The 22,879-nt window shown below is 72.1% G+C and carries 23 protein-coding genes and 1 tRNA gene; 14 read left to right on the top strand and 10 right to left on the bottom strand.

The genetic code is table 11. The features are described from left to right. Positions 1–25: 25 nt before the first annotated feature. On the bottom strand, positions 26–1,312 hold the full coding sequence (locus KIK05_RS26305; RefSeq protein ID WP_214413581.1) for a nicotinate phosphoribosyltransferase: 1,287 nt from the start codon (positions 1,310–1,312) through the stop codon (positions 26–28). 45 nt (positions 1,313–1,357) lie between these two features. Here KIK05_RS26305 and clpS point away from each other — a divergent pair, with 45 nt between their 5' ends. The 5 genes from clpS (at position 1,358) to KIK05_RS26280 (ending at position 4,075) form a co-directional block, all read left to right on the top strand. After that, positions 1,358–1,648: an ATP-dependent Clp protease adapter ClpS gene (gene clpS / locus KIK05_RS26300; protein ID WP_214413502.1), complete on the top strand. Its 291-nt coding sequence runs from the start codon at positions 1,358–1,360 to the stop codon at positions 1,646–1,648. Next, entirely contained in the window at positions 1,645–2,172 is a 528-nt protein-coding gene (locus KIK05_RS26295; protein ID WP_214413501.1) for a DUF2017 domain-containing protein, read from the top strand. Before clpS ends, KIK05_RS26295 begins: the two co-directional genes overlap by 4 nt. 9 nt (positions 2,173–2,181) lie before the next feature. Beyond that, a complete protein-coding gene (locus KIK05_RS26290) occupies positions 2,182–2,592 on the top strand; it encodes a M67 family metallopeptidase (RefSeq protein ID WP_214413500.1) in 411 nt (136 codons plus the stop codon). A gap of 254 nt (positions 2,593–2,846) precedes the next feature. Continuing rightward, positions 2,847–3,125: a MoaD/ThiS family protein gene (locus tag KIK05_RS26285; protein WP_214413499.1), complete on the top strand. Its 279-nt coding sequence runs from the start codon at positions 2,847–2,849 to the stop codon at positions 3,123–3,125. 2 nt (positions 3,126–3,127) lie between these two features. After that, positions 3,128–4,075 carry a PLP-dependent cysteine synthase family protein gene (locus KIK05_RS26280; protein WP_214413498.1) on the top strand — a complete coding sequence of 316 codons (948 nt, stop codon included), beginning with the start codon at positions 3,128–3,130 and terminating at the stop codon, positions 4,073–4,075. Positions 4,076–4,127: 52 nt separating this feature from the next. On the opposite strand, the gene KIK05_RS26275 is transcribed toward KIK05_RS26280, so the two are convergent. Beyond that, a complete protein-coding gene (locus KIK05_RS26275) occupies positions 4,128–5,729 on the bottom strand; it encodes a DUF3352 domain-containing protein (RefSeq protein WP_214413497.1) in 1,602 nt (533 codons plus the stop codon). 274 nt (positions 5,730–6,003) lie between these two features. Between KIK05_RS26275 and KIK05_RS26270 the strand changes: the two genes are divergently transcribed. From KIK05_RS26270 to KIK05_RS26235, 8 genes are all read left to right on the top strand, one after another. Further along, positions 6,004–6,795 carry a thioesterase family protein gene (locus tag KIK05_RS26270; RefSeq protein WP_214413496.1) on the top strand — a complete coding sequence of 264 codons (792 nt, stop codon included), beginning with the start codon at positions 6,004–6,006 and terminating at the stop codon, positions 6,793–6,795. A gap of 105 nt (positions 6,796–6,900) precedes the next feature. After that, on the top strand, positions 6,901–7,803 hold the full coding sequence (gene murI, locus KIK05_RS26265) for a glutamate racemase (protein ID WP_214413495.1): 903 nt from the start codon (positions 6,901–6,903) through the stop codon (positions 7,801–7,803). 9 nt (positions 7,804–7,812) lie between these two features. After that, on the top strand, positions 7,813–8,565 hold the full coding sequence (locus KIK05_RS26260) for an MBL fold metallo-hydrolase (RefSeq protein WP_214413494.1): 753 nt from the start codon (positions 7,813–7,815) through the stop codon (positions 8,563–8,565). Between the two features lie 5 nt (positions 8,566–8,570). After that, positions 8,571–9,287 (top strand): ribonuclease PH, encoded by a 717-nt coding sequence (gene rph / locus KIK05_RS26255; RefSeq protein ID WP_214413493.1) that lies wholly within the window; start codon positions 8,571–8,573, stop codon positions 9,285–9,287. Beyond that, positions 9,284–9,898, top strand: a complete 615-nt coding sequence (rdgB, locus tag KIK05_RS26250) for an RdgB/HAM1 family non-canonical purine NTP pyrophosphatase (RefSeq protein WP_214413492.1) — start codon at positions 9,284–9,286, stop codon at positions 9,896–9,898. The genes rph and rdgB overlap by 4 nt, the downstream gene beginning before the upstream one ends. A gap of 80 nt (positions 9,899–9,978) precedes the next feature. Beyond that, on the top strand, positions 9,979–11,607 hold the full coding sequence (locus KIK05_RS26245) for a molybdopterin-dependent oxidoreductase (RefSeq protein ID WP_214413491.1): 1,629 nt from the start codon (positions 9,979–9,981) through the stop codon (positions 11,605–11,607). A 146-nt stretch (positions 11,608–11,753) separates the two neighbouring features. Further along, complete coding sequence (locus KIK05_RS49025) at positions 11,754–12,785, top strand: toxin glutamine deamidase domain-containing protein (protein ID WP_308250120.1); 1,032 nt, start codon at positions 11,754–11,756, stop codon at positions 12,783–12,785. After that, complete coding sequence (locus KIK05_RS26235) at positions 12,782–13,060, top strand: SUKH-4 family immunity protein (protein WP_308250119.1); 279 nt, start codon at positions 12,782–12,784, stop codon at positions 13,058–13,060. Before KIK05_RS49025 ends, KIK05_RS26235 begins: the two co-directional genes overlap by 4 nt. Positions 13,061–13,069: 9 nt before the next feature. Here the strand turns inward: KIK05_RS26235 and KIK05_RS26230 are convergent, their stop codons facing one another. From KIK05_RS26230 to bcp, 6 genes are all read right to left on the bottom strand, one after another. After that, entirely contained in the window at positions 13,070–15,598 is a 2,529-nt protein-coding gene (locus KIK05_RS26230) for an ABC transporter permease (protein ID WP_214413490.1), read from the bottom strand. Positions 15,599–15,600: 2 nt separating this feature from the next. Then, on the bottom strand, positions 15,601–16,359 hold the full coding sequence (locus tag KIK05_RS26225) for an ABC transporter ATP-binding protein (RefSeq protein ID WP_214413489.1): 759 nt from the start codon (positions 16,357–16,359) through the stop codon (positions 15,601–15,603). A gap of 192 nt (positions 16,360–16,551) precedes the next feature. Then, complete coding sequence (locus KIK05_RS26220; RefSeq protein ID WP_308250118.1) at positions 16,552–17,238, bottom strand: response regulator transcription factor; 687 nt, start codon at positions 17,236–17,238, stop codon at positions 16,552–16,554. Beyond that, positions 17,235–18,410: a sensor histidine kinase gene (locus KIK05_RS26215; RefSeq protein ID WP_214413488.1), complete on the bottom strand. Its 1,176-nt coding sequence runs from the start codon at positions 18,408–18,410 to the stop codon at positions 17,235–17,237. Before KIK05_RS26215 ends, KIK05_RS26220 begins: the two co-directional genes overlap by 4 nt. Before the next feature lie 361 nt (positions 18,411–18,771). Further along, positions 18,772–18,844, bottom strand: a tRNA-Leu gene (locus KIK05_RS26210). A gap of 58 nt (positions 18,845–18,902) precedes the next feature. After that, positions 18,903–19,376 carry a thioredoxin-dependent thiol peroxidase gene (gene bcp, locus KIK05_RS26205; RefSeq protein ID WP_214413487.1) on the bottom strand — a complete coding sequence of 158 codons (474 nt, stop codon included), beginning with the start codon at positions 19,374–19,376 and terminating at the stop codon, positions 18,903–18,905. A gap of 120 nt (positions 19,377–19,496) precedes the next feature. On the opposite strand from bcp, the gene KIK05_RS26200 reads away from it, so the two are divergent. Continuing rightward, entirely contained in the window at positions 19,497–19,841 is a 345-nt protein-coding gene (locus KIK05_RS26200; protein ID WP_214413486.1) for a DUF3618 domain-containing protein, read from the top strand. Between the two features lie 15 nt (positions 19,842–19,856). On the opposite strand, the gene KIK05_RS26195 is transcribed toward KIK05_RS26200, so the two are convergent. Together KIK05_RS26195 and KIK05_RS26190 are read right to left on the bottom strand one after the other, a co-directional pair. Continuing rightward, positions 19,857–21,044 carry an amino acid deaminase/aldolase gene (locus KIK05_RS26195; protein ID WP_214413485.1) on the bottom strand — a complete coding sequence of 396 codons (1,188 nt, stop codon included), beginning with the start codon at positions 21,042–21,044 and terminating at the stop codon, positions 19,857–19,859. Between the two features lie 38 nt (positions 21,045–21,082). Continuing rightward, on the bottom strand, positions 21,083–22,534 hold the full coding sequence (locus KIK05_RS26190; RefSeq protein WP_214413484.1) for a hypothetical protein: 1,452 nt from the start codon (positions 22,532–22,534) through the stop codon (positions 21,083–21,085). Positions 22,535–22,879: the final 345 nt, after the last annotated feature.

The following is a 22,879-nucleotide window of genomic DNA, read 5'->3' as shown; positions in this document are numbered from 1 at the left end:
TCTCTTTTTCAACGGGGGCAAGGGGTCAGGAGAAGACGGTGGGGATCACGGCGTCGCCCTGCGAGAGCTGGTGGGCGAGGACCGGGAGCTCCGCCACCGCGGCGCGGTGGCGCTCCCGGGCGGCCTCGAGGGGCTCGCGGCCGACGATCTCGCCGCCGCGCACCAGCTGATGGAGCAGCGGCCGGGCGCCGTCGGGGGCGGCGGCGCCGGGGGAGCAGGTGACCAGCTCGGCGGTGGCGACCCCGTTCTCCAGGGCGCGGAAGGCGGTCTTGCGGCCGCCCCTGCTCGGCTTGCCGACCGACTTCTTGGCCACCGGCCACAGCGCGCCGTCGGCGTCCTCACGGGCGACCAGCTTGTAGACCATGGCGGCCGTCGGCACACCGGAGCCGGTGACCACCGAGGTGCCGACGCCGTACCCGTCGACGGGGGCGGCGGCGAGGGCCGCGATGGCGTACTCGTCGAGGTCGCTGGTCACCACGATGCGGGTGCCGGTGGCGCCGAGGGAGTCGAGCATCTGGCGCACCTCCCGGGCCACCACGGCGAGGTCGCCGGAGTCGATGCGCACCGCGCCGAGCTCGGGCCCGGCCAGCTCGACCGCCGTGCGCACGCCCTTGGCGACGTCATAGGTGTCGACCAGCAGCGTGGTGTCGGCGCCGAGGGAGTCGATCTGGGCCTGGAAGGCGTCGTACTCGGAGCTGTGCAGCAGCGTGAAGGCGTGGGCGCTGGTGCCGGCCGTGGGCACGCCGTACATGCTCCCGGCCATGAGGTTGGAGGTGGAGGAGAAGCCCGCGAGGTAGGCCGCCCGCGCCGCCGCGACCGCCGCCAGCTCGTGGGTACGCCGCGATCCCATCTCGATGATCGGCCGCGAACCCGCGGCGTGCACCATGCGGGACGCCGCCGAGGCGATCGCCGAGTCGTGGTTGAGGATCGACAGGATCAGGGTCTCCAGGAGCACGGCCTCGGCGAAGGTGCCGTCGACGACCATGATCGGGGAGCCGGGGAAGTAGCACTCGCCCTCGCGGTAGCCGTACACGTCGCCCTGGAAGCGGTAGGAGGCGAGGAAGTCGAGGGTCTCGTCGTTCACCACCCTGTTGTCGCGCAGGAACGCCAGCTCGGCCTCGCCGAAGCGGAAGTCGGCGAGGGCGTCGAGGAAACGCCCGGTGCCCGCCACGACGCCGTACCGGCGCCCTCCCGGCAGGTGGCGGGCGAAGACCTCGAACACGGCCCGCCGCCGCGCCGCCCCGCTTCCCAGCGCCGCCTGCAACATCGTCAGCTCGTAGTGATCGGTAAGCAACGCGCTGCTCATGACCATCTTCACAAGTCGAAGACTATGGCCGGTCTAGGGCAGGATGGGAATGTGGGTAGTACCGCTCCAGCCGAGGTCGTGCGTCCGTCGTCCGATGTCCGGCCCGACCTTCCATGGCTGGCAATCGTCTGGAACGACCCGGTGAACCTCATGTCGTACGTCACCTACGTGCTGCAGACGGTCTTCGGCTACGCGCGGCCCAAGGCGGAGAAGCTCATGCTCGACGTGCACCACAAGGGCAAGGCCGTCGTGGCCAGTGGCACCCGTGAGGAGATGGAACGCGACGTGCAGATCCTGCACTCATACGGGCTGTGGGCCACCGTCCAGCGGGACTCGGCGTGAGCACGGGCTTCACCTCCTCGCGCGATGGCGGGGTGACGATCACGCTGGACGCCGGGGAGGCGTCGATCCTGCGCTCCCTGGTCTCCCAGGTCCTCGACCTGGTGGAGCCGGGCGCCACCGGGGACGACCCGCTCGAGCGGGCGCTCGGCATCGGCACCGCCGAGCAGCCGTCCGACCCGGTGCTGGCCCGGCTGTTCCCTTCGGCGTACGCCGACGACGACGAGGCGGCGGCCGAGTTCCGGCGCTACACCGAGGCCACGCTGCGCGAGGGCAAGCGCGCCGACGCCGAGACCCTGCTGGAGACCGCCGGGCAGGGCCGCGTCCAGCTCACCGCCGAGCAGGCGCTGGCGTGGCTGCGGGCGCTGAACGACGTACGGCTCGCCCTCGGCGTCCGCCTGGAGGTCACCGAGGAGATCCACGACGAGCTGGCCGACATGCCCGAGGACGACCCCCGGTATCCCGCCTACGTCACCTACGACTGGCTGACCTACCTGCAGGACACGCTGGTCCGGGCGCTTTGGTAACTTCCAGGCATGCTGACGATCTCAAGGGAACTGGTCGACAAGATCATCGCCCATGCCTGGGCCGATCACCCCGACGAGGCGTGCGGGGTGATCGCGGGTCCGGCCGGCTCCGACCGCCCCGAGCGTTTCGTCCCGATGGAGAACGCCGAGCGCTCGCCTACGTTCTACCGCTTCGACTCCATGGAGCAGTTCCGCGTGTGGCGTGAGATGGACGACCGTGACGAGGAGCCGGTGGTGGTCTACCACTCCCACACCTCGACCGAGGCCTACCCCTCGCGCACCGACATCAGCTACGCCTCCGAGCCGAACGCCCACTACGTGCTGGTCTCCACGGCCGATCCCGACGACGTCCAGTTCCGTTCGTACCGGATCCTCGACGGCGTCGTCACCGAGGAAGAAGTCGAGATCATCCCCTCCTGAAGCCGGATGAACACCGCCATCGGCGTGAAACGTCGGAACCTGTAGAGTTGGGCCCATGCTGACGATCGACCCGGAGGTTGGGGGCGCTGTGGCGCGCCCTGGGTTCTCGTCGCCCGTGCAGAGCCACCTCTTCGCGCACACTCCCTCTACCGTCGTCTACGACTGTTCCTGATCATAGGAATCCCCGCCCCGGTGCCCGTGTTCGCACCGTTGGGCGCCCCGTGACGACAACCGACCTAGGAGACTGACCCGCGATGGCCATCGAGGTTCGCATTCCGACCATCCTCCGCACCTACACCGACGGCGCGAAGTCCGTGACCGCCGCCGGCGCCACGCTTTCCGACCTGATCGGCGACCTTGAGGCCCGCCACCCCGGCATCAAGGAGCGCATCGTCGACGACTCCGGCCTGCGCCGCTTCGTCAACGTCTACCTCAACGACGAGGACGTCCGCTTCCTCGGCGGCCTGGACACCCCCGTCGCCGACGGCGACACGGTGACGGTGCTGCCCGCGGTGGCCGGAGGCAAGCGCTAGTCATGCGCTTCGACTCGCTGATCGACTCGGTCGGCCGCACTCCTCTGGTGGGGCTGCCGCGCCTGTCCCCGTCCCCGGACGTGCGCGTCTGGGCCAAGCTGGAGGACCGCAACCCGACCGGGTCGGTCAAGGACCGCCCGGCGCTGTGGATGATCGAGCAGGCGGAGAAGGACGGCCTTCTCACTCCCGGCTGCACGATCCTCGAGCCGACCTCGGGCAACACCGGCATCTCGCTGGCCATGTCGGCCCGGCTCAAGGGCTACAAGCTGATCTGCGTCATGCCGGAGAACACCTCAGAGGAGCGCCGGCAGCTGCTGCGCATGTGGGGAGCCGAGATCATCTCCTCCCCGGCCGCGGGCGGCTCCAACGAGGCCGTGCGGGTGGCCAAGCGGCTCGCCGCCGAGAACCCCTCGTGGGTGATGCTCTACCAGTACGGCAACCCGGCCAACTGGCGGTCCCACTACGAGTCGACCGGCCCGGAGATCCTCGAGGACCTTCCCTCGATCACCCACTTCGTCGCCGGGCTCGGCACCACCGGCACCCTCATGGGCGTCGGCCGCTACCTGCGCGAGCGGGTCCCGGGCGTGCAGATCGTCGCCGCCGAGCCGCGGTACGGCGAGCTGGTGTACGGCCTGCGCAACGTCGATGAGGGCTTCATCCCCGAGATCTACGACGCCGACGTGCTGACCACGCGGTTCTCGGTCACCTCGGCCGACGCGCTGCGCCGCACCCGCGAGCTGCTCGGCACCGAGGGCATCTTCGCCGGCATCTCCACCGGGTGCGCCCTGCACGCCGCCCTGGGCATGGCCGCCAAGGCCGTCAAGGCGGGGGAACGGGCCGACATCGCCTTCATCGTGGCCGACGGCGGCTGGAAGTACCTCTCCACCGGCGCCTACGAAGGCACCCTCGACGAGGCCGAGGACCGCCTCGAAGGCCAGCTCTGGGCCTGACCGCGCTTCGACCTGCGAGGGGCCGCGTACCGGCCCCTCGCAGGTGCGGGTCTCAGTCGACGAGCACGCGCAGGGTGAACGACGCGGTGTCGCCCGACTGCCGGGCGCTGAGGCCCACCGCCTTGAGCGCCTGGAGGTTCGCCCGCTCCTCGCCCCCCAGGCCGTCCAGGTAGTACTTCTCGACCTTGTCGAGGTCGACGAAGAGCGCGGCGCTCGCGCCGTCCGCGCCGGGTACGGCCGTCTTGAACGTCTCGTCGTCGCCGAGCGTGCCGCCCTTGGCCAGCCGGTCGGCGTACTCCTGGGAGCTCGCGAGCACCAGCCGCCCGTCGCCCGCCACGGTGAAGATCTGCGGGGTCGACGCGCCGCCCGACTCGGCGGCGGCGAAGCGCTCCAGCTTGGCGACGATCTCCTGCGCCTTGGCGGGGTCGGTGGTGAGCACGGCGCCGACGTTGGGGACCGGGCCGTCCAGACCCTGTTCGTCGACGGCCACGGTGATGTCGCGGCCGAGCAGGGTGACGAGGTCGGCGGGCAGGTCCAGGCCGTACGACCTGGCCTTCTCCTGGAAGCCGGTCGCCCCTTCGGTCGCCTTGACGAGCTTCGGCCACTGCTCGGCGAGGATGTCGCCGAGTCCCGTGACGGAGAACGCGCCCGCGGTCGAGGCGGGCAGCGCGCCCAGCCGTACCCCTTGGGCGGTGGGCGGGGCCGGCACGTCGGCGCCGCGGGTGATGCCGGTCAGCTCGGCGTAGCCGCCGTCGAAGCGCAGGGCGCCCGCGAAGCGCGCCCTGCCGAACATGCCGAGGGCCTGGGCCTCGGACGGCGCCATGGACCCGGCCGCCTTGGCGATCCCGCCCAGGTCGGCCCAGAACGACAGCACGCCGGGCTCGCCGAGGGCCGACAGGTCGCCCGCGAAGTCGGCCTCGTGTGACAGCGGCGCGGCCTTGGCGTAGGCGTCGGCGGCCTGCTGGGTCGGGGCGAGCAGCGCGTAGTCGTCGCGGAAGGCCAGGCCCGCCAGCTCGCCGCCGCCGTTCAGCCTGGCCAGCCCGGCGCGCGCCCTGGCCTGGTCGGTGACCTGGACGGCGACCACGACGGCGGGGTCGTCCGACCCGGCGGGCGGGGGGAGGAGCCCGAACCCGATCCGCTCGCCGATCCAGGGGGCGACGTCGCGGGCGTAGTCGACGCCCGCGAGGTCGTCGTCGCCCTCGCGCATCAGCTCGAACAGCGCCCGGCGCGGGTCGTCGCCGGAGAAGCTCGCGCGGACGGCGGGGAACTTCCGGGCCAGGGTGAACAGCGCGATCTTCTGGTTCGCGGCGGGGTCGAGGTCGAGCCGTACGTAGGCGAGCGTGTCGCCCGGCAGGACGTCCTCGGGCTGGGTGCCGCCGCCGCTGAGCAGGCTCACCGCGTACACGCCGCCGCCGCCCACCAGCACCACCAGGACGGCCGCGACGACGGCGAGGATCCAGCCCCGCCGCCTCCTCCGCGCCGGGGCGACCGGCGGGCCGAGCTCGCCCTCCTGCCAGGGGGACGGGCCGGCCGGCGGGGGCGCGTACGGCTGGGTGTACGGCGGGGGCGTCTGCCCGGACGCGGGGTGCCGGTAGGGCGCCGTCCGGTCGGGGTCCTGGTTGAACGGGTACGGGGGGAGCGGTTGACCTGACATGTTCTGCTTTCAGGCGGCTAGGAGGGACGGGTGGGGAGGGGTGCCCTTTCGCGGCGACCCTCGGGGATGCGCCGTGCGGCGAGACTAGATCGCCCTGGTAGCGAGACGCTTGCAGGTGGCTTTCGTGAGCCGTGGCGCGATATTCCCGGCATCTCCCGGGCTGTTCGTCGGGATCTCCCCGCCCCCGCACGCGCCGGACCGGGTGGCGCCGGTAAGGTATGGGGGGCTAGAACAACATTCGGTATTGCCGGGCGGAGCGAGGCAGAGAGCGCAGATGACGAAGTTCGACGAGGCGACGCAGGCGATCCGGGTCGACGAGAACACCTACGACGTGTGCCTCGACCCCGGCTACTCCATCGGCGGCCCCCTGAACGGCGGCTACCTCATGGCCGCGCTGCTGCGCGCGGTCGTCGACGCCTCCCCGCACGAGCATCCGGTCTCGACCGCCGCGCAGTTCCTCCGCGTGCCCGCGCCGGGCCCCGCCCGCGTGCGCCTGGAGCAGCTCAAGGCCGGCCGGACCGCCGCCATGACCCGGGCCACCCTGATCCAGGACGACACCGCCTACATCGAGGCGCTCGTCACCACGGCCACGCTCGGCGACGGCGCCACCGACTGGGCGGGCGAGCCGCCGGTGGCGATGCCGCCCGTCGAGCAGTGCCTCGCGCTGCCCGAGCCCAAGCCCGAGTCCAACATGACGTTCAGCACCCAGTTGGAGCTGCGCTTCGACCCGCCGACCGTCGGCTGGCTCGCCGGGAAGCCGACCGGGCGGCCGGAGTCGCGGGCGTACTTCCGCATGTCGGAGCCCCAGGACCCCGACCCGTTCGTCCTGGCCCTGGCCGTGGACGCGCTGCCGCCCGTGGTGTTCTCGGCCGGCGCCCGGGGCTGGGCGCCCACCGTCGAGCTGACCTGGCACCTGCGGGCCCTGCCCGCGCCGGGCTGGCTCACCCTCCTCGGCCAGGGACGGCTGATCAGGGACGGGTGGTTCGACGAGGAGGTCGAGGTGTGGGACTCGGCGGGCAACCTGGTCGCCCAGTCGCGGCAGCTCGCCCGTCTCGGCCGGGGCTGACCGGCTCGGTCCGGAAGGCGCGGGGCGTCGCCTTTCTGAGGGATTACTCCGATGTGAGAATTCTTACCAAGAGCGATTGTCCACGGTCCCCTAACCTTGGGAATCATGTCGGACATCGGGAGCGTCGCCCACGCGCCGTGGGTCAGCATCGTCGAATCTGAACAAGACGGCAACGGCCAGGAGGATCCCGCGATCGGGATCTTCGACAGCGGCGTCGGAGGGCTCACGGTCGCCCGTGCGATCATCGACCAGCTCCCGAGCGAGTCCATCCTGTACGTCGCCGACACCGCCCGGCAGCCGTACGGGCCCAAGCGCATCGCCGAGGTGCGCGCCTACGCGCTCGAGGTGATGGACCACCTGGTCGAGCACGACGTCAAGATGCTCGTGATCGCCTGCAACAGCGCCAGCGCCGCCGTGCTCAGGGACGCCAGGGAGCGCTACGACGTCCCCGTGGTCGAGGTCATCCAGCCGGCCGCGCGCCGGGCCGTGCGGGCCACGAGGAACGGCCGGGTGGGCGTCATCGCCACCCGCGCCACCATCGAGTCGATGGCCTACCACGACGCCTTCGCCGCCGCCCCCGACGTCCGCCTCACCGGCGTCGCCGCCCCCCGGTTCGTGGAGTTCGTCGAGCGGGGCGAGACGATGAGCGAAGAGCTCATCGAGGTCGCCCGCGAGTACCTCCAGCCGGTGATCGACGACGGCTGCGACACGCTGATCCTCGGCTGCACCCACTACCCGCTGCTCACCGGGGCGATCTCCTACGTGATGGGGAACGGCGTCACGCTGGTGTCCAGCGCGGACGAGACGGCCAAGGACGTCTACCGCGTCCTGCACGACCGGGGGCTCGCCGGGCGGGGGGACAGGCCCCGGTACCGCTTCCGCGCCACCGGCGACGGCACGCTGTTCGCCGACCTCGGACGGCGGTTCCTCGGCCCGGAGATCGGCACCGTCGAACGGGCCCTGGTGGGAGACGTTCCGGGCGAAGAGGCGCTGGCCGCGCCGAACTAGGAGGTCGCCGTGAAGTTGACGATCATCGGCTGCTCGGGGAGCTTCCCCGGGCCCGACAGCCCCGCGTCGTGCTACCTGCTGGAGGCCGAGGGCTTCCACCTGCTGCTCGACTTCGGCAACGGCTCGCTCGGGGCCCTCCAGCGGCACATCGGCCTGTACGACGTGGACGCCATCTGCCTGTCGCACCTGCACGCCGACCACTGCCTCGACATGTGCTCCTACCACGTGGTGCGCACCTACTCCCCGCGCGCCCCGCTGCCCCGCGTGCCCGTCCACGCCCCGAAGGACGCCCCCCGCCGCCTCGCCGCCGCCTACGGCATGGACGACGAGCCCGCCTTGGAGACCGCCTTCGACTTCGTCCCGCTCACGCCGGGCACGTTCGCCGTCGGGCCGTTCGAGGTGACGGCCGCGCCGATGAACCACCCCGTCGAGACCTACGGCTTCCGCGTCTCGCACGGCGGGCGCTCTGTGGCGTACTCCGCGGACACCGGCGAGTGCGCGGAGCTGGTGAAACTCGCGGCGGGCGCCGACATCCTGCTCTGCGAGGCCTCCTTCGCCGAGGGGCCGGGCCTGCCCGAGGGCCTGCACATGACCGGCAGGCAGGCCGCCGAGCACGCGGCCCGGGCGGGCGTCGGCACGCTCGTGCTCACCCATCTGGTCCCCTGGAACGACCCCGCGGACATCTACCGGGACGCCGGCCGGGGCGGTTTCGACGGCCGTCTGGAACTCGCGCGGAGCGGGGCCGTGTATGACCTAAGGTGAGCCTCATGGCACGTGAAGACGGGCGCGGTCCCGATCAGCTTCGACCGGTCACCATCACCCGCGGGTGGCTCGCGCACGCCGAGGGTTCGGTCCTCGTGGAGTTCGGCGGCACCAAGGTGCTGTGCGCGGCCTCCGTGCAGGACAGCGTGCCCAGGTGGCGCAGGGGGAGCGGCCTGGGCTGGATCACCGCCGAGTACGCCATGCTGCCCCGCTCCACCAACACCCGCAGCGACCGCGAGTCGGTGCGCGGCAAGATCGGCGGGCGCACCCACGAGATCTCCCGGCTGATCGGCCGCTCCCTGCGGGCCTGCGTCGACTACAAGGCCCTCGGCGAGAACAGCATCGTCCTCGACTGCGACGTCCTCCAGGCCGACGGCGGCACGCGCACCGCCGCGATCACCGGGGCGTACGTCGCGCTCGCCGACGCCATCGCCTGGATGCGCAAGCGCAAGATGTGCCCGGGCGACCCGCTGGTCAACTCCGTGGCCGCCGTCTCGGTCGGCATCGTCGGCGCGACGCCGCTGCTCGACCTGTGCTACACCGAGGACGTCGCCGCCGAGACCGACATGAACGTCGTCATGACCGGATCCGGCGAGTTCGTCGAGGTCCAGGGCACCGCCGAGGGCGTGCCGTTCGACCGCGACACCCTCGACACCCTGCTCGACCTCGCCGGCGCGGGCTGCACCGAGCTCACCCGGATCCAGCGGGAGGCCCTGGCGTGAGCGCCCTGCCGAAGATCGTGCTGGCCACCCGCAACCAGGGCAAGATCGTCGAGTTGCGCCGCATCCTCGCCGAGGCCGACCAGAAGATCGAGCTCGTCGGGCTCGAGGAGTTCCCGCAGATCGGCGAGGTCGCCGAGACCGGCCTCACCTTCGCCGAGAACGCCCTGCTCAAGGCGCACGCCGTCGCCGCCGCCAGCGGGCTGCCCGCCGTGGCCGACGACTCCGGGCTGTGCGTCGACGCCCTCAACGGCATGCCCGGGGTCTTCTCGGCCCGCTGGGCGGGCTCCCACGGCGACGACGAGGCGAACCTCCGCCTGCTGCTCGCCCAGGTGTCCGACGTCCCCGACGGCCGCCGGCAGGGCCACTTCGCGTGCGCGGCGGCGCTCGCGCTGCCGTCCGGCGAGGAGCACGTCGTCGAGGGCACCCTGACCGGCACCGTGATCCGCGCGCCGCGCGGCACCAACGGGTTCGGGTACGACCCGATCTTCGTGCCCGAAGGCGAGAGCCGTACGACCGCCGAGATGGCGCCCGGCGAGAAGGACGCGATCAGCCATCGGGGGCGCGCCTTCCGCGCGCTCGCCCCCGTGGTGCGCGAGGTGCTCGCGTCCTGACGACCCGGCGGGGCCTGCGGCGTTTCACCGTAATCAGTGCGTAAGAACCGGACACCCGCCACGGGCGTAGCGTTCGAAGGGTGAACAACCACCAGACGCCCCCCCGGGACCACCGCTGGGCGGCGGCGCTCGTCGGCGTGGTCGCGGGAGCGGTCGCCCTCGGGATCGGCCAGCTCGCGGCCGGCCTGCTCACCCCGGAGGCCTCACCGGTCATCGTCGTCGGGGACGCCGCCGTCGACGCCACCCCGGCCGCGCTGAAGGAATGGGCCATCAGCACCTTCGGCTCCAGCGACAAGCCGGTGCTGATCACGGGCATCGTGGTCGTGCTGGCCCTGATCGGCGCGGGTCTGGGCCTGCTCGCCCGCAGGCGGCCCCGGTACGCCGTCGCGGGCCTGGCCGCCTTCGGAGCGGTCGGCGTGCTGGCTGCCCTGACCCGCCCGGACGCCGGGCCGCTCGACGCGCTGCCGTCCGTCGCGGGAGCGGGCGCCGGTGCGTGGGCGCTCACCCTCCTGACCCGGCGCGCCTGGCCCTCCCTGACCCGGCGCGCCCGGCCCTCCGCTCCGGCAGAGCCGTCCGGCGACCTGGCGACGGATCAGGGGCCCTCCCCGATGGCCGTCATGCGGGCGGGCGGGGAGCCGTACGAGTTCGACCGGCGCGGCCTGCTGACCGGGGTGGTGGCGGGGGTCGTCGTCGCCGGGGCGGGTGGCCTCGCCGGTAGCGGGCTCGCCGGACGCCGCAGTGTGGACACCGCGCGGGCCGGCGTCGCGCTGCCCCGGCCCGCCACGCCGGCCAGGCCCCTCCCCGCCGGCGCCGACCTGCGCATCCGGGGGCTTTCCCCCTTCGTCACCCCGAACCGGGACTTCTACCGGGTGGACACGGCCCTGGTGCTGCCCCAGGTCGATCCGCGGACCTGGACGCTGAAGATCCATGGGATGGTCGACCGGCCCGTCGAGCTGACCTTCGCCGACCTGCTCAAGCGGCCTCTCACGGAGGCCGACGTCACCCTCACCTGCGTCTCCAACGACGTCGGCGGGCCGTACATCGGCAACGCCCGCTGGCTCGGCGCCCGCCTCGCCGACGTCCTGCGTGAGGCCGGCATCCGGTCCGGGGCCGACATGCTGCTGTCCACCTCCTCCGACGGCTGGACCTGCGGCACCCCCGTCGACGTGGTCATGGACGGCCGTGACGCGCTGCTCGCCGTCGCGATGAACGGCGAGGTCCTGCCGGTCGCGCACGGCTTCCCGGTGCGTCAGGTGGTCCCCGGCCTCTACGGGTACGTGTCGGCCACCAAATGGGTCACCGACATCAAGGTCACCCGGTTCGACCAGGACGAGGCCTACTGGACGCCGCGCGGCTGGGCGCCCAAGGGGCCGATCAAGACCGAGTCCAGGATCGACCTTCCGGGTGATGGCACGACGGTGCGCGCCGGCCGTACGACCGTCGCGGGGGTGGCCTGGGCGCAGCACCGGGGCGTGGACGCGGTGGAGGTCCGCGTCGACAGGGGGGCCTGGCGGCAGGCCCGCCTCGCCGAGACCCCCGGCCCCGACACCTGGCGGCAGTGGGTGTACGACTGGGACGCCGCTCCCGGCGCCCACACCATCGAGGTCCGCGCGACCGACGCGACCGGCTACACCCAGACCCCGGACAGCGCCCCGCCCGCCCCGGACGGCGCCACGGGCTGGCACTCCATAACGGTCCAGGTGAAGTAGTGCGTGAGCGGCGGTGACCCCAGGTGAATCCCGGAAACCGCCGCCGCCCCGCCGGGCTCCCCTTACGATCGGCCTCTGACCGGGGGGTCGAGTGATGGGGGAGCACATTGGCCGGAACACCGCGAAGTGGTGGGTCCCGGACGGGGGTGTCCGGGCGGCGTCCGCCGGAGGCGGGCCACTCGGGCTACAACCCCGTGGTCACGCCGGACGGCGTCCGGTGGCGCGACTACGAGCTGGCGGCGGACCTTCCCGCCGACGAACGGCGCCCGCCCGAGACACGCGAGACACACCGGCCTGCCCCGGGGGGCGACTGGGCCGACGTCCCGCAGCCGGTGCCGGGGGGTGACTGGGGCGACGTCCTGCAGCCGGTGCCGGGAGGTGACTGGGGTGACGTCCCGCAGCTGGTTCCGGGGGGTGACTGGGGCGACGTCCTGCAGCCGGTGCCGGGAGGTGACTGGGGCGATGTCCCGCAGCCGGTGCCGGGAGGTGACTGGGGCGATGTCCCGCAGCCGGTGCCGGGGGGTGACTGGGCCGGCTTTGCGATGCGGGTGCCGGGGGGTGACTGGCTGGACGGGCCGCACCGCCCGCCCCGCCTGGACGCCTCCCGTCCGTACGGCATCGCGGGCGGGCTCGCCTGGCCCGACCCCCAGCTCCAGCAGGACCTGTGCCAGGCCGTCCCGGACGGGGTGCGCTTCCCCGACCCGCGCGGCGTCTGGATCCGCCTCGTCAACGGCGACGGCCCCTCGGAGGACCCCTTCCGGGCCACCAACGCCCTCGACTGCGCGCTCGCGGTGATCTCGACCTGGCACGGCGAGCCGGTCGTCGCCGCGCCGCGCCGGCCGGAGTACGACCGGGTGGGCCGGCCGTCGCTCAGCGGCGAGCCCGGCGGGGTGACCCGTGCCGAGCGCTGGCTCGGGCACCGTTTCGCGTACGTCGGGCAGGGCCGCCGGGCGTACGGCGCGGTCGCCCGGCGCCTGGAGGCCGGCGGCCACGGGGCGGCGGCCGTGCTGATCACCCGCTGGCCGTCCGGGGGCAACCACGCGTGGAACGCGGTCAACTCCGCCGGCGAGGTCGTCTGGATCGACGCCCAGCGCGGCCACACCTCGCTCGAACCGCCGCAGGGCCCGGTGACCGGTGTCTTCTGCGTCGCGATCGACCGGCGGGGGAGGCGCCTGTGAACACGATCTCCCCTGCCCAGGCCCGGCTGGTGGCCGAGGAGTACTTCAACGGCCCGCTGCCCGCCGCGGAGGCCGTCGAGGTGGGCCTGTACCCGTTCGAGGAGGGGTACGTCGCCTGGGCGAAGGCGCCCGAGCCGGACGACCCGGGCGCCCTTCCCTCTCTCATCGGGGGAGGTTGCGTCGTCATCGACCGGCTGACCGGCGAGGTGTCGATCCGTCCCCTCCTCAACCCCGAGGCCGTCGCCGACCACTGGCGGGCCCGCCGTCCCCGATAGCGCCGTGCCTCAGTCGCTCGCGAGGGAGCCGACGATGGAGGCGCGGGCGGCGCGGCGGCCCGGAAGAAGGGCCGCCACCACGCCGGCCAGGCCCGACAGGGCGACGAACAGCAGCACCTGGGCGACCGGCACCCGGAACAGGACCTCGGCCAGCATGGTGTGGGTGGCCGCCCAGCCGAACGTCACGCCCAGCACCGCGCCGACGATCGCCCCGATGAGCCCGAGGATCAGCGCCTCCACCGACAGCATCCTGCGCAACTGCGGCCGGGTGAGGCCGAGGGCCCGCAGCAGCGCCGACTCGCGGGTCCGCTCGTGCACCGAGAGGCTGAGGGTGTTGGCGATGCCGAGCAGCGAGATGAGGATCGCGAGCCCGAGCAGGCCCGTGATGACCATCAGCACCATGTCCAGCGCCTGGTCGAACTGACCTCGCGCCTCGGTGGAGCTCAGCACCTTGACCGTCGGGTAGGCGTGCGCCGCCGCCTCGACCGCCTTGCGCGAGACGTCGGCGGCCACGCCGTCCTTGGCGTTGACCAGCAGCCGCTCGTCCTGCAGGTGACCGAAGTACTCCTCGAAGGAGGCGTCGGGCACCACGATGTCGGGGAGGGGCGCGGAGTTCTCGTCGAAGGTCCCCACGACCTTGACCTCCACCCGGCCGGACTTCGGGGTGGCCAGGGCGAGCGTGCCGCCGGGCCTGACCGCGAGATCCTTGGCGGCCGAGGTCGACAGCACCGCCGCCGCGCCCGTGAAGCCCCGCATGGAGCCCTGCCCCAGCGCGAGCTGGTACGGCCCGCTGTAGGTGCCGACGGGGAACGTCCGGTCTCCCTTGCCGACCTTGGCGTCACTGCGCCTGACCTCGACCACCGACGCCAGTTCCGGCCTGGCGCGCAGCTCGGCCGCGATGCTTCGCGGAACGCCCTGGTCCTGCTTGCCGGAGGACCCGCCCGCCTGGGCGGAGACCATGTAGTCGATCGGGAACTGCTCGTCGAGCTTCTGGGTGTAGGTGGCCCGGGTGGTGGCCGTGACGACCGAGATGAGCGTCATGAGCGTCACGCCCACGGTCAGCGCGACCGTCGTGGTGGCCGAGCGCTTCGGGTTGCGCCGGGAGTTGTCCATGGCGAGCCGTCCGGGCACGCCGAACAGCTTGGCGGGCGCCCAGCCCGCGAAGGCGCTCAGCGGCCGCACGATCACCGGCCCGAGGATCAGCACGGCGAAGAACGTCAGCACGCCTCCGGCCATCACGATGTAGAGCGCCTCCTGGCCCGGGGACTTCATGATCCCGAACGTGGTGACCCCGCCGCCGGCCAGCAGGAACAGGGCCGCGAAGACGCTCCTCAGCACGCCCGTCCTGAAGTTCTGTTCGTCGGTCTGCGTGCGCAGCGCCGCCATCGGCGCGACCTTGGTGGCCGTACGGGCGGGCATCAGGGCCGCGCCGACGGTGACGATCACGCCGACGGCCAGGGCGACGGCGATCGTGCGCGGTGCGAGCGACACGGCCGCGCCCTCGGCGGCCTGGCCCATCGCCTTGAAGACCAGTAGCGCGCCGGCCCCGAGGCCGAGCCCGGCGAGCAGGCCGAGCGCCGAGGCGATGAGGCCGACCACGGCCGACTCCAGCAGGATCGAGCCGAAGACCTGCTTACGGGTGGCTCCGATGCAGCGCAGCAGCGCCATCTCCCTGGCCCGCTGAGCGACCAGGATGTTGAAGGTGTTGTAGATCACCAGCGCCGCGACGAACATCGCGACCAGGCCGAACATCAGCAGGCCCGCGGCCAGCACCTCGGTGTCGGCCCCGTTGGCCTTGGCGAGCCGGGAGGCCAGCTCCTTCCCGGTGAGCACCTCGTGCCCCTTGCCGGGCAGGGCGGCCGCGACCGCGCTCTTCAGCTTCTCCGGGGTGACGCCCGGCGCCGCCGCCACGTCGACCTCGGTGAAGCCCTTCTCGCCGGTCATCGCGCGGGCGGTGGCCGGCGTGAAGCCGACCGCGCCGGTGTAGGCGAGGTACTGGTCGACGCCGACGTCGAAGAGCCCGACCAGCTGGAAGGTGTGCGGCTTGTCGTGGGAGTCGAGCACCGAGACCGTGTCGCCGGGCGCGAACCCGCGGGTCTTCGCGGTGTTCTTGTCGATCACGACCTGGTCGTCCGCCGCCGGCGCGGCGCCGGAGGTGATCTCCGTACGGTCCAGCCTGCCGCGGACGATCGCGATGCCGGTGGTCGGCATGTCGCCGACGGCCTTGCCGTCCTTGCCGATCAGCGCGGCCGAGCCCTGGACGAGGCCCTGCGCGTCGGCCACACCGGCGGCGCCACGGATCTTCGCCAGGTCGTCGTCCCGCAGGTAGGCGGGTTTGCCACCCTGCTGCTCGCCGGGGAGGACCGCCACGTCCACCTTGTCGGCCGAGGCGGCGATCTGCTGGGTGAAACCCGCCTGCAGCGTGTCGGTGAGCACGAACGTGCCCGTGATGAAGCCCACGCCGAGCGTGATCGCCAGTGAGGTGAGCAGGAGCCGGAGCTTGTGGGCCCGCAGTCCCGCCATGGTGGTGCGGAACACGGTCAGGCCTCCAGCTTCATCAGCGTGTCCAGCACGCTCTGCGGGGAGGGCTGCGTGAGCTCGGTCACCAGCAGGCCGTCGCGCAGGAACACCACGCGGTCGGCGTAGGAGGCGGCGACCGGGTCGTGTGTCACCATGACGATGGTCTGGCCGAGCTCGCGCACCGAGGAGCGCAGGAACGACAGCACCTCCGCGCCGCTGCGCGAGTCCAGGTTGCCGGTCGGCTCATCGGCGAAGATCACCTGCGGCTTGCTGATCAGCGCCCGTGCGACGGCGACACGCTGCTGCTGGCCGCCGGACAGCTCGCTCGGCCTGTGCTGGAGCCGCTCGCCGAGACCCACCGTGTGGATCACCCGGTCGAACAGGTCCTGGTCGGCCTGGCGGCCCGCGATGTCCAGCGGCAGGCGGATGTTCTGCTCCGCCGTCAGCGTCGGCAGCAGGTTGAAGGCCTGGAAGATGAAACCGACCCGGTCGCGGCGCAGCAAGGTCAGCTGCTTGTCGTTCAGGCGGGTGATCTCGACGTCACCGATGCGGACCTCGCCCTCCGTGACGGTGTCCAGCCCGGCCAGGCAGTGCATGAGCGTGGACTTCCCGGAGCCCGACGGGCCCATGATGGCGGTGAAGGCGCCGGTGGCGAATCCGACGTCGACGCCCCGGAGCGCATGGACGGCGGCGTCCCCGTCGCCGTACACCTTCCTGACGCCCCTGGCGACGACGGCGGGGGCGGTCCGCCGGATGGCTTCCTCTCCGGTGACGGTCACGTCTGACTCCTCAAGCGATAAGCACGGTGAAATGCGGAAACTCCGCGTGCTCCACGCTATTGGCGCCGATCGCCCAGGCCATGGGCCTCGGGAACGGACTTCGGGTCCGACTGCGGACGGGGCGTCCGGGCACTGTGCGACCCCTGTGGTAGGTGTGCCTCAACCTTTCGGCCGATCCACCGACCGGCGCCGCTACCGCTGTTCGGGGTCCAGCCTGCCCAGAGGGGTGATCACGCCGGTCTCGTAGGCGTACACGACGGCCTGGGCGCGGTCACGGACGCCCAGCTTGGACAGCACCCGGCCGAGGTGGGTCTTGACCGTGGCCTCGGCCAGGGCGAGCCGCTGGGCGATCTCGGTGTTGGACAGGCCCCGGCCCACCAGCACCAGGACCTCGCGCTCGCGCGCGGTGAGGTGCCGCAGGCCGTCCGGCTCGGCCACCGGCACCGACCCCGGCAGGTGCGCGGCGAACCGCTGCAGCAGCCTCCTGGTCGTGCTGGGCGCCATGACGGCGTCTCCGGCGTGTACCGAGCGGATGGCGCTGAGCAGGTCGGAGGGCGGGACGTCCTTCAGCAGGAACCCCGACGCGCCGGCCTTCAGCGCCGCGTAGGCGTACTCGTCCAGGTCGAACGTCGTGAGGATGAGCACCTTGGCCGGGTCCGGCATGGCCTGGATGAGGCGGGTCGCCTCCACGCCGTCCAGGCGCGGCATCCGGACGTCCATCAGCACGACGTCGGCCGTGACCGTGCGGAGCAGTTCCACGGCGTCGGCGCCGTCGGCGGCCTCGCCCACGACCTCGATGTCGGGCTGGGCGCCCAGGACCATGCGGAAACCGGCCCGCACCAGCTCCTGGTCGTCGACCAGCACCACCCTGATCTTCACGCCGCCCTGCTCACCGGAAGTCGTACGGCCACTTCGAACCCTCCTCCGGGGCAGGGTGAGGCCTGGACGCTGCCGCCGTACATCGCGGCCCGCTCCCGCATGCCGATCAACCCGTGCCCGTCGATGCCGCGGGGCGCGGCCGCGCCCCGCCCGTCGTCGGTGACCCGCAACATGATCTCCCGTGGGCCGTAATCCATCTCCACCCGCGCCCGCGCACCGGGCCCGCCGTGCTTGAGGGCGTTGGTGAGGGCCTCCTGGACGATGCGATAGATCGCCAGTTGCTCGCCTTCGGGCAGGTCGCGGCGTGTGCCGTTGACCGTGAAGTCCACGGGCAGGCCCGACCGGCGGGTCTGCGCCACGAGCTCGTCCAGGTCGTCCACGCCCGGCTGGGGCGCGTAGTCGTCGTCGCGGGCGTCGTCCTGCCGGAGCATGCCGACCAGGCGGCGCATCTCGGCCAGGGCCTGCCGCCCGGTGCGAGAGATCGTCTGCACGGCGCGGCGTGCCAGCTCGGGGTCACCGTCGATGGCGTACGCGGCGCCGTCGGCCTGGACGATCATGACGCTGACGTTGTGCGCGACCACGTCGTGGAGCTCGCGGGCGATGCGCGCCCGCTCGGCCGCGGTGGCGATGCGGGCCTGCTGGTCGCGCTCGCGTTCGGCGCGCTCGGCGCGTTCCTCCAGGCTCTCCAGGTAGCGGCGGCGCGTCTTGGCGTAGACGCCGGCCAGCCAGATCACCAGCATGAGCAGAGAGATGGCCACGATGGGCGAGGGGACCAGGTTCCCCCAGCGGCTCAGGGCCAGGAACCCGCCGAGCTCGGCGATCGCCGTCGCGGCGACGGCCCAGCCGAGGGGACAGGTGGAGGCGACCGCGTACAGCGCGACCAGCACGGCGAGGTTGGCGGGCAGCGGCTCGACCGCGGCCAGCCACTGCACGAAGCTGAGGAACGCGACGACGGCGAAGACGTGAACGGGCCGGCGTCGCCGCCACAGCAGCGGTGTGACGAGCACGGCCGAGATCGCCAGATAGCCGATCGCGCCGATGCCGTAGGCGCGGTCGAGACGGCCGGCGTAGTCGCCGGCCGAGAGCAGGCACACGAGGATCAGCGGCGCCAGCCAGGCGGCGTCGACCAGCCTCCCGTGGCGGGCTCCCCATGCGCGCAGTCTGCCGAACACGCAACCACCCTATGTTCGGCCAGTTCACGGCCCTTCCGCCTGGAGAGGGATCTGTCCCTACGACCCAGGTCGTAGACCCGTCGTTCGCCGCAAATGCCTTACAGCGGTCTTACGGGGCGTACGGGATAGTTCTTATTGGGAGCACCCCTTGAGGGTGAGTAAAGGGAGAATGAGATGCGCGGGGACAAAGACGACGGGTCGCGTGGCAGGGGGGAAAGTCACGCGACCCGGAGGCCCTGACCTCCATCCCCTCCCACGCTTGACGCCCCATGCCCAGCGGGCCGATGCGGTCGAGCCGCCTCCACCAAGTGGAGGCGGCTCTCGTACTGTCCGGGCAGTGTGGCGGCCCGGACGGAAACGGTGGGGCCGGTGGGATTCGAACCCACACTGTCAGGTACCTAAAACCTGTGCCTCTGCCATTGGGCTACGACCCCGGGCCTTGTTTCGCGGCTTGCGCCATCCTAGTTGAGCCCGGGGCGACAGCCGTACCGATTAAGCCAGGCCGAGATCTTTGCGCAGGCGCGCCACGTGACCCGTCGCCTTCACGTTGTACAGGGCCTTCTCGACCTTGCCTTCGGCGTCGATGACGAACGTCGACCGCAGCACACCGACGGTGGTCCTGCCGTACATCGTCTTCTCACCGTAGGCGCCGTAGGCCTGGTGGACCGTGAGATCGGGGTCGGAGAGCAGCGGGAAGGTCAGCGAGTCGCGCTCGGCGAACTTGGCGAGCTTCTGCGGGGTGTCCTTCGACACTCCCAGCACCGCGAAGCCGGCCGCCGACAGCGACTCCAGGCTGTCACGGAAGTCACACGCCTGCTTGGTGCACCCAGGGGTCATCGCGGCGGGATAGAAGTAGAGGATGACCCTCTTGCCGCGGAACGACTTCAGACTGGTGTTCTCGCCCGCGGCGTCGGGCAGGGTGAAGTCGGGCGCAACGTCGCCCGGCTGGAGTCTCGTCTGCGTCACGGAACCAACCTACCGGCACGCCCACCGTGCCGGTCGGACCTGCGACCTGACAGACTGATCGTCGGAACGTAGCGGGGAGCCGGGCGGGGCGGCTCACCGGAGGAAGAGAAGGGTATCGACATGGCGGACACCGATCCCGAGGCGCTCGAGAAGCAGATCGAGCGCACCCGGGCGGAGCTTGCTGTCACCGTGGACGCCATCGTGGACCGCGTCAGCCCGAAGCGCGTCGCGGAGCGCGGGGTGGCCAAGGTGAAGGCCAACGCCGAGCAACTGCTCACGGCGGCACGCGACATGGTCGGCGGCTCGGCCTACCCGGCGAGGTACGCCGAGCCCGGCGCTCCGGGGGAAGGCGAAGCCTGGCAGGAGGAGCACCCCGCCGCGAGCCTCGCCCCGATCCTCATCGGCGTCGGCGCCGTCGTCGTCCTCGGCGCCGCCATAGCCCTCTGGCGCCGCCGCCGCCGCTGACCACCACCCGCCACGCTACAAGAAGGTGCGGCCCTCGCCTCGGTACGTCGGTACCGTCCCGACGACCCGGTCTCCCTCGATCAGGTGCAGCGTGTCGAAGCGTTCGCACAGCTCGCCCGCCTTCGCGTGGCGGAACCACACGCGGTCACCGACGCGCAGGTCGTGGGCCGCTCGGCCGATCAGCGGGGTCTGCACCTCGCCCGCGCCCTCCCGGGCGTCGTACCGCAGCCCGGCCGGAAGGTACGGCTGCGGCAGGCGTGCGGCGTCGGCCGGGCCGGAGGCGAGGTAGCCACCGCCGAGGACGGTGACCACGCCGGAGGCGGGCCTGCGCACCACCGGGAGGGCGAACAGCGCCGCCGGGCGGCCCGAGAAGCCCCGGTAGAAGTCGAACAGGCGCGGATGGTAGAACCCCGACCCGGCGGCGACCTCGGTGATCGCCTTCTCGCGGATGGTCTTCTCGACCGATCCCGTTCCGCCGCCGTTGACGAACTCCAGGTCGGCGACCCGCCGCACCGCCGCCACGACCCGTCCCCTGCGCACGATCAGCTCACGCTGCGACCGGCCCTGCATCCACCGCACGGCCCGACCGTACGGGCCGGGCATCCGGTCGCCGACCCCGGCGATCTGGGCCTCGTACGCCATGAGCCCCACCAGCCGGAACCCGGGGCGTTTGGCGATCTCGGCCGCGAACTCCTCGGCCTGGCCCGGCTCCCTGATCGGCGAGCGGAGCACGCCCGCCCGCAACCGGCCCGCCAGGGCGATGAACGCGGTGTCGATGTCCAGGCAGACCCGGATCTCCTGGCGGGACGCCACGCCCTCGACCGCCTTGTCGATCACGTCCAGATGCTCCGGGGAGTCGACCATGATCGTGATCTGTCCGGCGGCTCCGGGGTCGCCTGCGAGGGTCGCCAGTGCCGCGCGGTCGGCGGTGGGGTAGGCGACCAAAATGTCGGCGAACCCCTCCGAGGCGAGCCACAACGCCTCGGGGAGCGTGAACGCCATGACTCCCGAGAAACCGTCCATGTCCAGCACCTGCCGGAGAACGGCCCGGCAGCGGACCGACTTGCTGGCCACGCGGATCGGCTTCCCCGCGGCCCGGCGCACCATGGAGGCGGCGTTGGCCCGCAGGGCCTCCAGATCGAGGATCGCGAACGGAGGCTCCAGATCCGCCGTCGCCCGGTCGTACCGCTGACGGTCATTCATGCGGGAAGCTTAGACCGGACCTCTTAGATGAGCCTAGTTCATGTTAGCCCTGATGTTTTCCGGAAGGTGAGACCTGCGGCCAGGCAGGCGAGGGGGATGACCGGCAGGACGTACCTGTGGTCGAAGGCGGCGATCAGAGGAGGGAGGAACAGCAGCGTCATGGCGACGGCCCACGGGAGGAGCACGGGGGCGCCGAGCCGGCGCCAGCGGGTCACCACGCCGACCAGGCCGGCGAGCAGGATCACCGCCAGGACGGGACCACGGACGTACCCCTGCTGCTGGTAGGCCCGCAACCAGCCCGCGTACGGCTCCACCATGACGGTGTCGGCGCGCCGCCCCTGATAGGCGGCGGTGAGCTGCGGCGCCGTGCGGCCCGACGAGGCGATCTTGTCGGTGAACGGTTTGACGGTGTCGGGGAAGACGTACGCGCTCTGGGGGCCGGGTGTGGGGTAGACCCGGCGGGTCCACTCGAAGCTCCACAGCGCGTCCTTGATGCCGGTGAGCACGAAATCGAACGGCTGGGCGATGATCGCTTCCTTGGCGAACGTGCCGGAGAGCCGCTCACGGTCGGCGTCCTTGCGCACCTTCGCCAGAGGCGACTTGGCGTCCCAGATGTAGACCGGAGGCGCGGGCCGCTCACCCACGGGGTCGGCGGGGCAGAGTGCCTTCTCCTCGCCGGCCGGCCTGATCTTCGCGCAGTCGGCGAAGCTCATCGTGCGCGCCCACAGCCAGACGTTGCTCTGGCCGAGGCCGTAGCTGCCGTGCTCGCTGTGGAACCACACGGCGTACCCGCCGATGCCGACGACCGCCGCCAGGGCCGTGGCGACCAGGGCCCGCAGGCCCGCCCTGGCGAGCAGCATGCACACGAGGACGACGATCAGCACGGGGAGGCCCACGGTGCGGGTGAGGGTGGCCGCCATCAGGGCCAGCCCGGCGAGGACCGCCATCCAGGCGGAGGGACGCTCACGCCACAGCAGCACCGTCACGGCGACCGTCACCAGGAAGGTGAACAGCAGGTCGGCCATGACCAGGTGCTCCAGTTGCACCATGTGGGAGTCGAACAGCACCGGGACGGTCGCCAGCGCCGCGCCCCAGCCGGGCAGCGCGGCCCGGCGACGGAGCACGGCGTAGACGCAGACCGCCATGGCGAGGCCCAGCAGGTGCTGCACGACCGTCACGGCGGCGAAGCTCCGCAGCGGCTGGAGCAGCCACAGGAAGAGTGAGTAGCCCGAGGGGCGCGACTCCAGCGGTTGCGGGTCGACTGCCGCGTTGACGTAGACGAACGAGTCGGCCCAGAACCACAGGGCCGGCCGGTACCCGAGAACGGCGACCGACCGCAGGGCCGTTCCGGCGGCCAGCGCGAGCAGGAAGACCCAATGGGCCCGCAGGAACCTCCCGACCGTCCCGAGGGCAGGGGTGGACGCATGACCTGCGCCGTCCTCGGGCGAGGACGCATGTGACGACCCCGTCCCGAGGCCAGGGGCGGACACGTGACCCGTGCCGGCCGGGGGCGAGGGCGCATGTGACGACCCGGGCGAGTGCGGAATCGACAGGTCGGCGGCTTCGCCGGGCTGTGGTGTCCGTGTGGACGCGGTCGGGCGGTCCGCGTTCGACGGCGTGCCGGGCAGCACGGAGACCTCCTCGGGGACGAGCGGACGATCAAGGCCGAGCGAACGGCTCGGCGAGAGTGACGGGCTCGACGAGCCGGTGGACGGCTGGGGACGGACGGACGGCTTGGGTGGGCGGGTTGCGAGAGGTGGACGGCTTGCGATGGGGGATGAGTGGGAGAGACGGACGGCTTGTGATGGGGACGAGTGGGAGAGATGGACGGGCTT

The organism is Sphaerisporangium fuscum (assembly GCF_018531465.1).
Taxonomy (GTDB): domain Bacteria; phylum Actinomycetota; class Actinomycetes; order Streptosporangiales; family Streptosporangiaceae; genus Sphaerisporangium; species Sphaerisporangium fuscum.
This window is presented reverse-complemented; position numbering and strand designations above follow the sequence as displayed.

What these genes read in the sequence shown, in the direction of transcription:
- KIK05_RS26195 (WP_214413485.1), bottom strand. Translation starts at nt 21,044, where the DNA reads ATGAATGACCGTCAGCGGTACGACCGGGCGACGGCGGATCTGGAGCCT.
- KIK05_RS26290 (WP_214413500.1), top strand. Translation starts at nt 2,182, where the DNA reads ATGCTGACGATCTCAAGGGAACTGGTCGACAAGATCATCGCCCATGCC.
- KIK05_RS26270 (WP_214413496.1), top strand. Translation starts at nt 6,004, where the DNA reads ATGACGAAGTTCGACGAGGCGACGCAGGCGATCCGGGTCGACGAGAAC.
- murI (WP_214413495.1), top strand. Translation starts at nt 6,901, where the DNA reads ATGTCGGACATCGGGAGCGTCGCCCACGCGCCGTGGGTCAGCATCGTC.
- KIK05_RS26280 (WP_214413498.1), top strand. Translation starts at nt 3,128, where the DNA reads ATGCGCTTCGACTCGCTGATCGACTCGGTCGGCCGCACTCCTCTGGTG.
- KIK05_RS26200 (WP_214413486.1), top strand. Translation starts at nt 19,497, where the DNA reads ATGGCGGACACCGATCCCGAGGCGCTCGAGAAGCAGATCGAGCGCACC.
- KIK05_RS26275 (WP_214413497.1), bottom strand. Translation starts at nt 5,729, where the DNA reads ATGTCAGGTCAACCGCTCCCCCCGTACCCGTTCAACCAGGACCCCGAC.
- rph (WP_214413493.1), top strand. Translation starts at nt 8,571, where the DNA reads ATGGCACGTGAAGACGGGCGCGGTCCCGATCAGCTTCGACCGGTCACC.
- KIK05_RS26285 (WP_214413499.1), top strand. Translation starts at nt 2,847, where the DNA reads ATGGCCATCGAGGTTCGCATTCCGACCATCCTCCGCACCTACACCGAC.
- KIK05_RS26305 (WP_214413581.1), bottom strand. Translation starts at nt 1,312, where the DNA reads ATGGTCATGAGCAGCGCGTTGCTTACCGATCACTACGAGCTGACGATG.